13 protein-coding genes are annotated in these 14,434 nt (G+C 59.9%); 10 read left to right on the plus strand and 3 right to left on the minus strand.

Going from position 1 to position 14,434, the window contains the following annotated elements:
- The first annotated feature begins 226 nt into the window (after window positions 1-226).
- The 10 genes from ALP8811_RS15940 to ALP8811_RS15985 all read left to right on the plus strand — a co-directional run bounded on the left by ALP8811_RS15940 (window position 227) and on the right by ALP8811_RS15985 (window position 11,752).
- A complete protein-coding gene (locus ALP8811_RS15940; protein WP_370738909.1) occupies window positions 227-1,828 on the plus strand; it encodes a heparinase II/III family protein in 1,602 nt (533 codons plus the stop codon).
- Between the two features lie 30 nt (window positions 1,829-1,858).
- On the plus strand, window positions 1,859-3,448 hold the full coding sequence (gene purH, locus ALP8811_RS15945; RefSeq protein WP_108858237.1) for a bifunctional phosphoribosylaminoimidazolecarboxamide formyltransferase/IMP cyclohydrolase: 1,590 nt from the start codon (window positions 1,859-1,861) through the stop codon (window positions 3,446-3,448).
- Between the two features lie 4 nt (window positions 3,449-3,452).
- A complete protein-coding gene (gene lspA, locus ALP8811_RS15950) occupies window positions 3,453-3,929 on the plus strand; it encodes a signal peptidase II (protein ID WP_306418718.1) in 477 nt (158 codons plus the stop codon).
- Window positions 3,930-4,001: 72 nt separating this feature from the next.
- On the plus strand, window positions 4,002-4,514 hold the full coding sequence (locus ALP8811_RS15955; RefSeq protein WP_245924686.1) for a DUF3035 domain-containing protein: 513 nt from the start codon (window positions 4,002-4,004) through the stop codon (window positions 4,512-4,514).
- 138 nt (window positions 4,515-4,652) lie between these two features.
- Entirely contained in the window at window positions 4,653-5,999 is a 1,347-nt protein-coding gene (locus ALP8811_RS15960) for a M16 family metallopeptidase (protein ID WP_108858239.1), read from the plus strand.
- Window positions 5,999-7,309 carry a M16 family metallopeptidase gene (locus tag ALP8811_RS15965; protein ID WP_108858240.1) on the plus strand — a complete coding sequence of 437 codons (1,311 nt, stop codon included), beginning with the start codon at window positions 5,999-6,001 and terminating at the stop codon, window positions 7,307-7,309. Before ALP8811_RS15960 ends, ALP8811_RS15965 begins: the two co-directional genes overlap by 1 nt.
- A 51-nt stretch (window positions 7,310-7,360) precedes the next feature.
- A complete protein-coding gene (mutL, locus tag ALP8811_RS15970) occupies window positions 7,361-9,223 on the plus strand; it encodes a DNA mismatch repair endonuclease MutL (protein WP_108858241.1) in 1,863 nt (620 codons plus the stop codon).
- On the plus strand, window positions 9,220-10,458 hold the full coding sequence (locus tag ALP8811_RS15975) for a DNA recombination protein RmuC (RefSeq protein ID WP_108858242.1): 1,239 nt from the start codon (window positions 9,220-9,222) through the stop codon (window positions 10,456-10,458). Before mutL ends, ALP8811_RS15975 begins: the two co-directional genes overlap by 4 nt.
- A 43-nt stretch (window positions 10,459-10,501) precedes the next feature.
- Window positions 10,502-10,885 (plus strand): DUF6924 domain-containing protein, encoded by a 384-nt coding sequence (locus ALP8811_RS15980; RefSeq protein WP_146184042.1) that lies wholly within the window; start codon window positions 10,502-10,504, stop codon window positions 10,883-10,885.
- Between the two features lie 81 nt (window positions 10,886-10,966).
- Window positions 10,967-11,752 carry a formate/nitrite transporter family protein gene (locus tag ALP8811_RS15985; protein ID WP_108858244.1) on the plus strand — a complete coding sequence of 262 codons (786 nt, stop codon included), beginning with the start codon at window positions 10,967-10,969 and terminating at the stop codon, window positions 11,750-11,752.
- A gap of 11 nt (window positions 11,753-11,763) precedes the next feature.
- Here ALP8811_RS15985 and ALP8811_RS15990 read toward each other — a convergent pair whose 3' ends face one another.
- The 3 genes from ALP8811_RS15990 to ALP8811_RS16000 form a co-directional block, all read right to left on the minus strand.
- A complete protein-coding gene (locus tag ALP8811_RS15990) occupies window positions 11,764-12,540 on the minus strand; it encodes a DUF6782 family putative metallopeptidase (RefSeq protein ID WP_108858245.1) in 777 nt (258 codons plus the stop codon).
- Between the two features lie 83 nt (window positions 12,541-12,623).
- Window positions 12,624-13,211, minus strand: a complete 588-nt coding sequence (locus ALP8811_RS15995) for an HD domain-containing protein (protein WP_108858246.1) — start codon at window positions 13,209-13,211, stop codon at window positions 12,624-12,626.
- Window positions 13,212-13,279: 68 nt separating this feature from the next.
- Complete coding sequence (locus tag ALP8811_RS16000) at window positions 13,280-14,422, minus strand: saccharopine dehydrogenase family protein (RefSeq protein WP_108858247.1); 1,143 nt, start codon at window positions 14,420-14,422, stop codon at window positions 13,280-13,282.
- Between the last annotated feature and the right edge of the window lie 12 nt (window positions 14,423-14,434).

Here is a 14,434-nt window from a genome sequence, read left to right on the forward strand (position 1 = left end):
GTATGCTTTGCGAAAGCCTCCAAAGAGGGGCGGGTCAAAATGACCCTGGGCAAGGTTGAATGAGGCGAGGCGCGCTGTGGCTCCACAGATCGGTTCTTCCGGGTTAAGCACCCGATTTTCAAATCGTTGGCACGCAAGACGTGCGGCAAAGGCGCGGCCTGCGGCGGGGTTTGTTTCGCAACCCGAACCGCGGACCATCGGATCTTTTGCACGCGGTCGGCAGCTTTTGGCTGGCAACTTCTTGTTCGCCGGGCATCTGGTGAATGCGCCAGATTACATGTTGTGGGACATCCCGCCGCCCAATCCTGCCTTCATCGAAGAAACCCAAGGCTTCGCCTGGCTGGATGATCTGGCCAGTGTTGGCGACACCGAGGCCCGCGACCGTGCGCAGGAATGGGTATTTGGCTGGATTGATGCCTATGGCAATGGGCGCGGCGAAGGCTGGACGCCGGATTTGACCGGGCGGCGGTTGATCCGCTGGATCAGCCATGCGCTGTTTCTGATGCGGGGCATGTCCTCTGACCAAAGTCAGCGGTTCTTCCGATCTTTGGGTCAGCAGACGTTGTTTCTGGCACGCCGTTGGCGCGGGGCGACACCCGGTCTGCCGCGGTTCGAGGCTCTGACGGGCCTGATCTATGCCGGATTCAGCCTGACGGGCGTCAATGTTCATGTGGAGGCCGCCATTCAGGCCTTGGCGCGGGAATGCACGGATCAGATTGATGATCAGGGCGGAATTCCAACCCGGAACCCTGAAGAGCTTCTAGAAGTGTTCACCCTGCTGAACTGGGCCGCGCTGACCCTGCGCGAAAGCGACCGCGAGCCAGAGCCAGCCCACATTGAAGCGATCAACCGCATCGCGCCTACCCTGCGCGCGCTTCGTCATGCCGATGGCGGGTTGGCACGTTTTCATGGCGGTGGGCGTGGTTTGGACGGGCGACTGGATCATGCGCTGGCAAATTCCGGAGTGCGGGCGGGCGTGAACGAGGATTTGGCGATGGGCTATGCCCGTCTATCCGCCGGGCGCACCAGTGTGATCGTCGACGGTGCGCCGCCGCCTGTCGGGAATGCTTCGGCCAATGGGCACGCGTCGACTTTGGCGTTCGAGCTGACCTCGGGCCGGCGTCCTGTGATTGTGAATTGCGGATCCGGTGTGCAATTTGGGCCGGAGTGGCACAAGGCGGGGCGCGCCACGCCGTCTCATTCTGTGCTGGGCGTGACCGGGATGTCATCGTCGCGCCTGTCTCAGCCGCAGGTTTTGGACGGGATCGAGCGGACCTTCTTGGTGCAGACACCAAAACAGGTGCCGCTGGAACGTGTTGTCGGTGTCGGAACGAACGGCATTGTTGCCGCCCATGATGGCTATGTCGCGACCCACGGTTTAACCCATATGCGCAAGGTGGAGCTGAGCGTGTCAGGTCGCGAGCTGTCCGGTGAAGACACACTGGCTGCGGTGTCCGACGCGGATCAAGAGGCGTTCGACACCGCGCTGGACGCCACGTCGTTGCAAGGCGTCCCCTTCACCGTGCGCTTCCACCTGCATCCCGAGGTCGACGCGACCGTTGATCTGGGGGGCACGGCGATTTCTCTGGCGCTTCGGTCTGGCGAGATTTGGGTGTTCCGCTTCGAAGGGCGTGGTGAACTGATGCTGCAAAGCAGCATTTACTTGGAAAAGTCACGCCTGAAGCCCCGAAAAACAAAACAAGTGGTTCTCTCTGGCGTCGCAATGGACTATGCGACACGCATCCGCTGGACGCTAGCCAAGGCGCAAGACACCCCAACGGTTTTGCGTGACCTTGAAACGGGCGACCGGGCGGAGCTGCCAAGTTAACAGACTTCAGGCCTTGGGGGGCCAACTGACATGACTGACCTTCATCCGGTGCGCCGCGCGCTGATTTCCGTATCCGACAAGACCGGCCTGATCGAACTGGGCCAGGCGCTCGAGGCCCGTGGGGTCGAGATCCTGTCCACCGGCGGTTCCGCCAAGGCTCTGCGCGACGCTGGCGTGGCCGTGAAAGACGTGGCCGACGTGACCGGCTTCCCCGAGATGATGGACGGTCGCGTAAAGACGCTGCACCCGATGGTACATGGCGGTCTGCTGGCCCTGCGTGACAACGATGCGCATGTCGCTTCGATGGAGGAACACGGTATCAGCGCGATCGACCTGCTGGTGGTGAACCTCTATCCGTTCGAGGAAACCGTCGCCAAGGGCGCCGACTATGACACTTGCATCGAAAACATCGACATTGGTGGCCCGGCAATGATCCGTGCAGCGGCCAAGAACCATGCGTTCGTGAACGTTGTCGTCGATGTACAGGATTATGACAAACTGCTGGGTGACATGGACCAGCACAATGGCGCAACCTGCCCGAAATTCCGCAAGAAGCTGGCCCAGATCGCCTATGCACGCACCGGCGCCTATGACGCCGCCGTATCCACTTGGATGGCCGATGCGCTAGAGCTGGAAGCCCCGCGCCGCCGCGCCTTTGCAGGTGAGCTGAAGCAGACCTTGCGCTATGGCGAAAACAGCCACCAGAAGGCTGCGTTCTATACCGACGGATCGAACCGCCCCGGTGTAGCAACTGCCCAGCAGCTTCAGGGCAAGGAACTGTCCTATAACAACATCAACGACACCGACGCCGCGTTTGAATTGGTGTCCGAGTTCGATCCCGCTGTCAGCCCTGCTGTCGCCATCATCAAGCACGCCAACCCCTGTGGTGTGGCCCAGGGCGCGACGCTGGTCGAAGCCTATCAAAAGGCATTTGACTGCGACCGCACCTCGGCCTTCGGCGGCATTGTTGCGCTGAACCAGCCGCTGGACGCTGAAACGGCCTCGAAAATTGTCGAAATCTTTACCGAGGTCGTGATCGCGCCCGGTGCGTCGGATGAGGCCAAAGAAATCTTCGCTGCCAAGAAGAACCTGCGTCTGCTACTGACCGATGGTCTGCCCGACACACGTGCGGCCCTGACTGCCTATAAGCAGGTGGGTGGCGGCATTCTGGTGCAGGACAAAGACGTAGGTTACGTCGGCATGGATGACCTGAAAGTGGTCACCGAAAAAGCCCCGACCGACGCGCAAATGCAAGACCTGTTGTTTGCTTGGAAAGTTGCCAAGCACGTCAAGTCGAACGCCATCGTGTATGTGAAAGATCAAGCCACCGTGGGCGTGGGCGCCGGTCAGATGAGCCGTCTGGACAGTGCGAACGTTGCCGCATCGAAAGCCGAGCGTATGGCCGCCGAACTTGGCCTGGACGAAAGCCTGGCGAAGGGCTCGGCTGTGGCCTCGGACGCGTTCTTCCCCTTCCCCGACGGTCTTCTGGAAGCGGCCGCCGCTGGCGGCACCTGCGTGATCCAGCCGGGCGGTTCGATGCGCGATCAGGAAGTGATCGACGCGGCAAATGAAGCAGGGTTGGCCATGGTCTTTACCGGCATGCGCCACTTCCGGCACTAAGCCCATGATGCGCGTGATCGGCATATCCGCTTTGGTGGCGTTCCTTCTGGATCAGCTGACCAAGTATCACGCGTTGTATATTTTGGATCTGGACCGCGTCGGCGTGGTCCAGATCTGGCCGCCCTATTTGGTTTACCAGATGGGTTGGAACACCGGCATCAACTTCGGCCTTTTCGGCGGCGCTGACCCAAGCGTCACCCGCTGGATCTTGATCGCAGTGGCCTTGATTATTTCAATCTGGGTTGTCTGGTGGATCCGCAAAGAACAGGTTGGGCGACTGGCGCAGGTTTCCGCAGGATTGCTGGTTGGCGGTGCGCTGGGCAACGTCGTAGACCGTATTTATTATGGGGCCGTTGTCGATTTTCTGAACACCTCGTGTTGTGGTTTTCGGAACCCGTATTCCTTCAACGTGGCGGATATTTTCGTCTTTGCAGGCGCCATTGGGCTGGTTCTTTTCGCCTCGTCTAACAAGACCCCGTGACGCGGCTTTCCAGATGGGCTAATAAACCCATAGATTACCTTGGGGATTGGACGTGAAATGCGTGTTTCGTCTATGAAATTTCTGACTTTTGGTGCCATTATTATGGGGCTGGTTGCATGTTCCAACAGCGATCCATCGCTGATGAACTTGCGCGCGTCACAGGATGGCCCGGACGAGTTTGCGATTCTTCCGACGAAACCCCTGCAAGAGCCGAAAAGCTATTCCGAGCTGCCAGCCCCCACTCCCGGTCAGGCAAACTTGACCGATCCGACACCTAAGGCCGACGCTATTGCGGCTCTTGGTGGCAATCTTGGATCGGGTAAGCTTCGCGGCGGAGAAGGGGCTCTGGTCAGCGCAGCAAGCCGCTATGGCGTGTCCGCGAATATCCGACAAGTTCTTGAAGCATCGGACCTTGAATGGCGTAAGGACAATCGGGGCCGTGTGCTGGAACGGTTGTTCAACGTGAACGTCTATTACCGTGCTTACGAGGCTATGCATCTGAACCAGCACCTTGAGCTAGAGCGCCTGCGTCGTCTGGGCATCTGGACGCCGGCCGCACCGCCCGAGGTTGTGACGGATCGTTAATGACTCGTAGAATGGGGCCTTCGGGCCCTTTTTCGTTTCCGGACCGCTCGCTGGGTTAACTTCGATCACATCTGCGTTGCCAAGGCTTGAAGCAAATGCCGGGGTGGATAGTTTAGTCCGATACAGAAGGAGCATTACATGCGTTTCATTCTTGCAGGATTGTTGGCCGTTGGTTTGGGCGCGGGACCGGCTTCGCCCCTGATGGCCAAGGACGATGTCAGCAGTTTCACACTGGACAACGGGCTTGAGGTTGTCGTGATCGAGGATCACCGCGCACCCGTTGTTGTCCACATGCTGTGGTATCGTGCCGGTGCTGCGGATGAACAGCCCGGCGTTTCCGGTGTCGCGCATTTTCTCGAGCACCTGCTGTTTAAAGAGACCGAGAACTATGAAGCGGGTGCGCTCAGCCGTGTGGTGGCCGAAAACGGGGGGTCGGACAATGCGTTCACCTCGCAGGATTACACCGCCTATTTTCAAAGGATTGCTGCAGATCGTCTGGGCTTGATGATGGAAATGGAATCGGATCGGGTGCGCAATTTGATCCTGTCCGAGGACGATATCGCCACCGAACGTGACGTGATCTTGGAAGAGCGTGCCCAACGTACCGACAGCGAACCGGGTGCTCTGTTTCGGGAACAGATCAACGCTGCTGCTTTTCTGAACCACCCCTATGGCATTCCGGTTATCGGATGGCGGCACGAGATGGAGACCTTGTCGCGCGAAGCCGCTTCGGCCTTCTATGAACGCTTCTATGCGCCCAACAACGCGATTCTTGTCGTGGCGGGTGATGTCGCGCCCGAAGAGGTGCTTGCGCTGGCCAAAACGCATTACGGCCCGTTGGCACCCACCCCCGACCTTGGGAAACGCGTGCGCGTTCAGGAACCACCGCAACTGGCCGAGCGCCGCCTGCGCTTTGCCGATCCGCGCGTCGCGCAACCCTATGTCCTTCGCCGCTATCAGGCGCCCGAGCGTGACAGTGGTGCGCAGGAAGAAGCGGCTGCGCTGGTCTATCTGGCCGAGATCCTTGGCGGAAACGGAGCGACTTCGGTCCTTGGACGGGCGTTGCAGTTTGATGAGCAGATCGCGGTCTATGCGGGCGCGGGATATCGCTCGGTATCGCTGGACGACACCAGTTTCTCGTTGATCGTTGTGCCCACTCCGGAGGTGTCATTGAAGGACGCCGAAGCGGCCTTGGATCGCGAGATTGCCGAGTTTCTTGAGACCGGCATCGACCCCGAGCAGTTTGAGCGTGTGAAGTTCCAAATCCGTGCGGATGACGTCTATTCGCAGGACAACGTGATGGCGCGTGCCGAACGGTATGGGTCGGCGCTGACCTCGGGCCTGACGATCGAAGATGTCACGGCTTGGCCTGATGTGCTTCAGGCGGTCACACCGGAAGACGTGATGAATGCCGCGCGCGCGGTGTTTGACGAACGTAAGGCGGTGACCGGTTGGCTGGTGCCCGAAGGCGGAGAGGACATGTAATGAAACGGATCGCTCTTGTTTTGGCGGGGCTGATTGCCCTGACCCTTCCCGCCCGTGCCGAAGTCGCAATGGAGGAGGTTACTTCGGCCAACGGTCATGTGGCTTGGCTGGTGCACGAACCGGCCCTTCCCTTCACCGCGCTGGAAATTCGCTTTCGTGGCGGAACGGTGCTGGATCGCCCAGACAAGCGGGGGGCTGTGAACCTGATGGTCGGCCTTCTGGAAGAAGGGGCCGGGGATATGGATGCGCAGGGTTTTGCGGAATCGCGTGAAGCTTTAGCAGCCTCGTACGGGTTTGATGCCGGGGAAGACAGTATCGGTATTTCAGCGCAATTTCTGACGGAAAACCGGGATCAGGCAGTGGATCTTCTGCACGAAGCGCTGACCGACCCACGATTTGACGACACGGCGCTGGAGCGTGTTCGCACGCAGGTTCTGTCGCATCTTGCGTCCCGCGCAACCGATCCAAGCTCGATCGCCAGTGATGCGTTTGATGCAGCGGCCTACGGGGAACATGCCTATGGCAGCTATGATGGCGGGACGGTCGAAAGCGTCACTGCGCTGACCCGCGACGATATTGTGAATGCCTATCGCGACACCATGGTGCTGGACCGGATCTATGTAGCCGCCGTGGGGGATATCACCGCACAACAACTTGGCCCACTTCTTGACCAACTATTCGAGGGCCTGCCGCAGACTGGCGCCGCCATGCCGGATCGGGTCGAGTTCGGTCTGCCCGGTGGCACAACAGTCGTGCCCTTCGATACGCCGCAATCCGTTGCGCTTTTCGGCCATGGCGGGATCGAACGCGAAGATCCCGATTTCTTTGCGGCCTATCTGGTCAACACGGTTCTGGGCGGCCCAAGCTCGATTTCGCGCCTGATGAACCAAGTGCGGGAAGAGCGGGGACTGACCTATGGGATCGGCTCGTATCTGGTTCCGGTCGATTGGACCGAAAGTGTGCTTGGGCAGTTCTCAAGTCAGAACGGAGTGATCGGCGAGGCGATCGATGTGGTGCGCGATGAATGGGCAAAAATTGCCAGCGAAGGCATCACACAAGAGGAGCTGACGGCTGCTCAGACCTATCTGACCGGATCGTATCCCTTGCGCTTTGACGGCAATGCCAACATTGCCAACATCATGGTGGCGATGCAGTTGGAAGGGCTGCCGATCGACTATATCGCGACCCGGAACGAACAGGTTATGGCGGTCACATTAGACGAGGCAAACCGCGTGGCATCCGAGGTCTATCACCCCGATGCGCTGCATTTTGTGGTGGTCGGTCAGCCTGAAGGCGTTGTGTCGAATTAAGCTGTTTTGCGGAATGGTCGAATCGGGCGTGGGTATGCTAAGTTTTGTGCCATGCCCGAAGACAGCCCCCATATAAGCCCGGATCGGTCGATCCGCCGTCCAGTTATCCGTCAGTTGGATGATGCTGCAATCAACCGGATTGCGGCCGGTGAAGTGGTGGAACGCCCGGCCTCGGCCGTCAAAGAGCTGGTGGAAAACGCCATTGATGCAGGGGCGAGCCGGATCGAGGTTTGCTATGCCGACGGCGGCAAGACACTGATCCGCGTGACAGATGACGGTTGTGGCATCGCGCCCGACGATCTGGCGCTGGCGATGTCACGTCATGCGACGTCAAAGATTGACGGCTCAGACCTGTTGGACATCCATACCTTCGGGTTCCGTGGCGAGGCGCTGCCCTCGCTTGGGGCAGTGGGTCGGCTGACGATCACGTCGCGCGTCGACGGATTTGACGCAGCGGTGATCCGCGTGGCGGGCGGGCAGACGGATCCGGTGAAACCCGCCGCCCTGTCCAGCGGCACAGTGGTCGAGCTGCGCGACCTGTTCTACGCCACCCCCGCGCGTCTGAAGTTCCTGCGCACCGACCGGGCCGAGGCGCAAGCGATCAGCGATGTCGTGAAGCGGCTGGCCATGGCCGAGCCGCAGATCGGCTTCACCTTGCGCGATGTATCCGGCGGGGGCGAAGGCCGTGTGACCTTCCGCGCGGACCCGGAAACGGGCGATATGTTTGATGCGCTCTCGGGTCGGCTGGCGACGATCCTTGGACGCGACTTTGCGGAAAACGCCATCCCGATTGACGCCGAACGTGAGGGGTTGCGCCTGACGGGCTTTGCAGCGCTTCCGACATATTCACGCGGAGCGGCGGTGGCGCAGTTCCTGTTCGTGAACGGACGCCCGGTGAAGGACAAACTGCTGACCGGTGCACTACGGGCTGCCTATTTCGATTTCCTGTCCCGCGACCGTCACCCTGCGGCGGCGCTGTTCGTGTCTTGCGACCCGCATCTGGTCGATGTGAACGTCCACCCCGCCAAGTCCGAGGTCCGATTCCGTGAGCCCGGCGTGGCGCGCGGGTTGATCGTTTCGGGGCTGCGGCACGCACTGGCGAATGCAGGGCATCGTGCATCGACTACGGTGGCAGGCGCGACGTTGGGCGCAATGCGGCCCGAGTCGACCGAACCCCGCGTCTATCAAATGGACCGCCCCAGCCTTGGCGCGATGCGATCGTCCTATCAGGCGCAGATGCCCGCTCCAGAGACACCCGGTTTTGCGGAAATGTCCGCCCCGTCCGCGCGGTTTGATCCGGTGATCGCGCCCGAACAGGACGCCCCGCAAGAGGCGCTTCCCTTGGGCGCCGCCCGCGCGCAGGTGCACGAGAACTACATCATCGCACAGACGGAAACGGGCATGGTCATCGTCGATCAACACGCCGCGCATGAACGTCTGGTCTATGAGAAGCTGAAACGCCAGATGGCGGAAAACGGCGTGGCCCGTCAGGCGCTGCTGATCCCCGAGATCGTCGAGCTGTCGATGGGCGACGTTGCACGTCTACTCGAGGTCGCGGACGACTTGGCCGCGATGGGCCTGGTCATCGAACCCTTCGGCGGGGACGCCGTCGCCGTGCGCGAAACCCCCGCCATCCTGGGCGAGATCAACGCCACCGCGATGATCAAGGACGTGCTGGACGAACTGGCGGATCTGGGCGATAGCAACATGGTGCAGGCCAAGATCGAGGCCGTTCTGTCCCGCGTCGCCTGCCACGGTTCGATCCGGTCGGGCCGCTGGATGCGCCCGGAAGAAATGAACGCCCTGCTGCGCGAAATGGAGGCCACGCCCCATTCCGGTCAATGCAACCACGGGCGCCCCACCTATGTGGAATTGAAACTTGCTGATATCGAAAGGCTGTTTGGACGCACATGATCCAGATCGGTGACATAACCTATGACCTCTCTGACCCGCTGGTGCTTTTGACACTCGGCGGCATCGCGCTTGCGGTTCTGATTTTTATTCTGCTGCTGGTGGTTTTGCGCCGCGCCGGGCGATCAACCCGCGTGGCCGAAGATATGGCGCTGCAGATGGGCGGTCTGGGACAGGCGGTACAGGTTCTGGGCGCGGGGCAGGATCAACTGTCGGGCGGGTTGCGCACGGTGTCGGACACGCAGGCATCAGGACAGGCGCAGGTGCTGCAAGCGATGGAGACCCGCTTGGCCCATGTGCAGCAGCAGATGAATGACCGCCTGCACGACAACGCGATGAAATCCGCGCGTGCCATGTCGGAGCTTCAGGACCGGATGAAAGAAAGCCTGCAAGGCAATGCGGTGAAGACGACCGAAAGCCTGACGCAATTGCAGGAACGGCTGAAGGTGATCGACAAGGCGCAGGATAACATCACCCGGCTGTCGGGCGATGTGCTGAGCCTTCAGGACATCCTGTCGAACAAGCAAACCCGCGGGGCGTTTGGGGAAATCCAGCTGACCGACATCGTGTCCAAGGCGTTGCCCAAGGATAGCTATGACCTGCAGGCCACGCTGTCGAACGGGAAACGTGCGGACTGTATGATCCACCTGCCGAACCCCCCGGGCCCGATCGTGATCGACTCGAAATTTCCGTTGGAAGCGTACGAGGCGCTGCGCCGGGCGGGCACGCCGGAAGAGCTGACGCTGGCCGCCCGCGCGATGAAAACCGCCGTGCGCGCCCACATCAAGGCGATTTCCGAGAAATACATCATCGAGGGCGAAACCGCAGACGGCGCGCTAATGTTCCTGCCGTCCGAGGCCGTCTATGCCGAGCTACACGCCAATTTCTCGGAGGTGGTTCGCGAAGGGTTCGAGGCCCGCGTCTGGATCGTCTCGCCCACCACCTGCATGGCGACCCTGAACACCATGCGTGCGATCCTGAAAGACGCCCGCATGCGCGAACAGGCCGGCGCAATCCGCAAAGAGCTGCACCTGCTATCCGCCGATGTCGGGCGCCTGGGAGATCGCGTCGCGAACCTCGACCGTCATTTCCACCAAGCCTCGAAAGATATTTCCGAGATCAAGATCTCGGCCGAGAAAGCAGGCAACCGCGCAAAACGGCTGGACAATTTCGATTTCGAAGAGGTCGCGGAAGACGATCAGACCGTGGTGCCGATTGGGAAGGGGCCAATAACGTAGCAGGTAGATAGCTGCCGAATGGAACTTTTGGGAGAAGCTCGCATTGGAAGACACAACGCCTTTTGTCAGAACAGATTTTTCCGACTCCTCCAAATGGAAAGCTTTATTGGAAGAAGTCTCGACGGAAAACGAGATGGGGTTTCGCGCGTTTGTCGAACCAATTTCAGATAGCCGATTTGACTCAGCTGATCCCGTCGACGTGGCGCATGAATACGCTGATGCTGTCGTGGTCTTTGTTGTTGATGTGCACACTATTCAAACGGGTGAAGTTCTTTGCCTGAACGGCGAAGCACCAACTGAACAGATTCGCGCAAAGGCCAAAGATCTTTGGGTTGTCGAAAACAATCTCTCGATTGGAAACTTGCTCTTCGATGAGCTTGTTGAGCAAGTAGGAGAAGATGGCGTGTTGCAGTCTCTAGAGTTGTAAGGTTTCAGACCAAGCCCCCCCAACCTTGACGGATCACTAAACAGATGCTGGTCTAATCCCAACGGATAGGACACCGACCGCATGACTGACCGCCCCTCTTTTGACGCCTACAAACCCGCTGAGATCGCCGAGTTGATCGAAACCGCGGGCGTGGCGAAAGCTCATCTTCCGTGGAAGCAGATGCTGGTTCTGGCGATGCTGGCGGGCGCGTTTATCGGGTTCGGGGCTGCTGCCTATACGATGGTCATGACCGGAGTGGACGCGAGCTTTGGTCCCGCGCGGTTCTTGGGCGGGGTGGTGTTTTGCCTTGGGTTGATTTTGGTGATCATCGGCGGGGCCGAGCTGTTTACCGGTAATGCGTTGATGATCATGGCAACGGTGGACGGCAAGATCTCGGTCCATGAATTGCTGCGGAATTGGGGTGTTGTCTATGTCGGAAACCTGATTGGCGCCGTGGGGTTGGCGGTCGCATTCGGCCTGTCGGGACTGCTGGATGCGCCGATGGGTACCACGGCGGTAAAGCTGGCCGAGGCAAAGGCCAACCTGCCGATTTTCGAAGGCATCATGCGCGGCGCACTATGTAATGCGCTTGTGTGTCTAGCCGTCTGGCTGACCTTCGCCGCCCGCACCGCGGCGGGGAAAATCCTTGCGATTATCTGGCCCATTTCCGGGTTTGTTCTGCTGGGACTCGAGCACTCGGTGGCGAATATGTACTTCTTTCCGCAAGGCTGGGCTGCGGGTGCCGAGGTCAATATCGGCGGCGCCATGTCCAACATGATCAGCGTGACGATTGGGAACATCCTGGGCGGAGGTGCTGGCGTCGCGCTGGCCTATCAGTTCGCGTTCCACGGACCGAAATCGGGCTAGTTGACGGACGGTTATTGCTCCTTCGAACCCAACGGATCCGCACACAGATAGCTTTGCCCATCCGGCAGCCTGCATAAGTTCTCGTAAAACTCGATATCAAGCGTGCCATAGCGCGGGATCAGGTGCTCGGTGTCCTGACGATCCAAATAGCCACTGCAGGCTTCGATGTAATAGCGGTCTTGGCGCGCGTCCGACGCATACCACTGATAAAACGCATAGGACACGGCCAGCCCTTCGTCTTGGGTGGTCCGCAGGGTGTCTTCGAAGGTGGCGGCGATGTCGGTGTGAGAGGCCCAGTGGGACAGCGCGTTCCATGCGGCGTCCTGGCCCTGTTCTTTCATGTGCCATGCGATCAGCAGGGATACGGCGCTTGCGTCCGCCTCAAGCGCGAAAGTGGCCCGAGCATATTCTTTCATGGAAAGGCTGTTGGTCGGGCACATGGCATGGGTGAACTGCCAAAGGTGGCGTAGTTCGTGCAGCAGGATGCCGATTTTCAGGTCGTGGGGAACGGCTTGGTTGATGACGATTTTGTTCTGCTCGACGTCCAGATAGCCAAGCGCGTTGTTCATCTGATCTGAAAAGCACAGTTCAGTCCTTTCGGATTGGATGGCGTCCTGAAGGAAGGGAAAGCTGTCAGCGATCGAGCGCACGTCGTCCAGCAACTTGGACAGGTTTTGCTGATCGCCAGCTTCCGGGGCCGAAAGGTGCAGATCAATGCAGGTCTCTTCCGCAGATGCGGTTTCTGATACGAGCAGATAGGCCAGAGTAAAAATCGCAAGACGCAGCATGGTCGGAATGTTGTCCGCTATCTGCGAAGATGTCCAGTGTTGCGCGCATGCGTGTCAGATCGGTCGAGGGTCTGTTGGCGGGGCTACCCCTCGCGCGTTTCGTTCAACTCCATATGGCCGCCTGACTTGCTGAAGACGCGGCGGAGGATGGGTTCGAAGAACTCCAAAGGCTTCGTTGGATAATCCGGGTCGAACGAGTTCTGATCGTACTCGTGGCAGAACGTCACGCAGGCGTCGTAGTGCGGGCTGTCTTTGTATTTCTCGCGGGCGTGGCGGTCTCCGCCAAGGTGGTGGTTGTAGTAGTAGCCTTGGAAAACGCAGTGGTGTTTCAGGATCCAGTGGGTGCGTTCGCTGACATAGGGTTTCACGATGGCCGCGGCCAATTCGCCGTGGTTGAAAGGCGACAGCGTGTCGCCCAGATCGTGCAGAAGGGCGGCGATGACAAGGTCTTCCGGCTCGCTTGCTGCATGGGCCCGCGTGGCAGATTGCAGCGAGTGCTGATAGCGGTTGATCGGATAGGGGGTGTCTTCCTCGTCCAGCTCTTTCAGAGCGACGAGCAACCGGTCGGCGACGGCGTTTGCATAGGCCTCGTCATACTCCATGACGGCAAGGAAATCTTCCTTGGTGGCGGTCTCGAAACTTGTCCACTTCGGCTTTGGTTTGTCCAGCATGGCGGCCTCCCTTTTGGGTCAGCCTAGCACGGCTTATCCGCCATGCTGGTCATTTTGCGACGTCGCGATCAGGCGGTGTGATCGACCACGGCGACGTGTTGGGCCAGCTCGTTTACATGGCCCATCCATGTGTCGATCAGCGCAGGATCGGCGGTGGCGGCGGTGACGCCTGCGGGCGCTTTGCCGTCCAGAACCATGTCGATCGCCAGCGACACCGGGGTCGAGACCAGACGCGCCATTGCGGTGCCTCGTCCGTCGCCCCACGCGTCCATCACATAGGTTTTGTGATAGGCATCCGCGCCGTCTTTTTCGGCCTTCAGCGCCACGCACATGATGACGCGGTCGGGTTCGCCGTCGTCATACGAGTTTTCGTCCCAGAACTGGTCGGACATTTCCTTCAGGCGGGCGTCTCCTGTTTCGCCTTCCAGCGTTTCAACCTCGGCAAATACGTCTTTCCACGCATCCGCCCAGCCGTTCAGACGCAGGGTGCCGCGCACGAACAGGTCGACGTCCCATGCGGGGTCGAACTTGTAATCCTCCATGAAGGGGAGCGAGTCGCGGTTGGGGTAGACTTCGAAGCTTTCGGTCTGTTGCAGCGGCGCGTCATAGCTGCTGATCGCATCCCAGGGGCGGGCCACGTCGAAAGGCGCACCGTCTTTGATGGATTTCGAAGGCGAACGCAGCGCTTTCAACACACCCAGCGGCGACCAGCTGAACTTATAACGGAACGGGTTCGCGATTTTCGGAACGCCGCCGCAATAGGAAATGAAGCTCAGCTTGTTGCTTGCGTCATAGGCGTCCGACGCGCGGTAGTCCGCGACCAGCCAATGCGCCATCAGATGGTCGATGCCGGGGTCCAGCCCGATTTCGTTCACGCAGGCCAGCCCAGCCTCTTTAAAGGCGCCATCCAGCGCTTTCATTTCGGGGGCGATATAGCTGGAGGATACGAAATGCGCACCATTCTCAAGGCACAGCTTGGCGACGGGGACGTGCAAGTCCCCGGGCAGCATCGACACGGCGATGTCGCCGGGCTTCAGCGCGTCGGCCAGAGCTTCGAGCGAGAAGGCGCGGATGTCTTTGGTCAGGTCGCCGACGGCTTCTTCGGCCTTCTTGACGGTCCGGTTCCAGACCGTGACCTTGCGCCCGTTTTCGATCAGACGACGCAGGCCGGGGATGGCCGACAGGCCGGTGCCACACCAGTGGATTGTCATAACAAGGCTCCT

This window comes from Aliiroseovarius pelagivivens (genome assembly GCF_900302485.1).
GTDB lineage: Bacteria > Pseudomonadota > Alphaproteobacteria > Rhodobacterales > Rhodobacteraceae > Aliiroseovarius > Aliiroseovarius pelagivivens.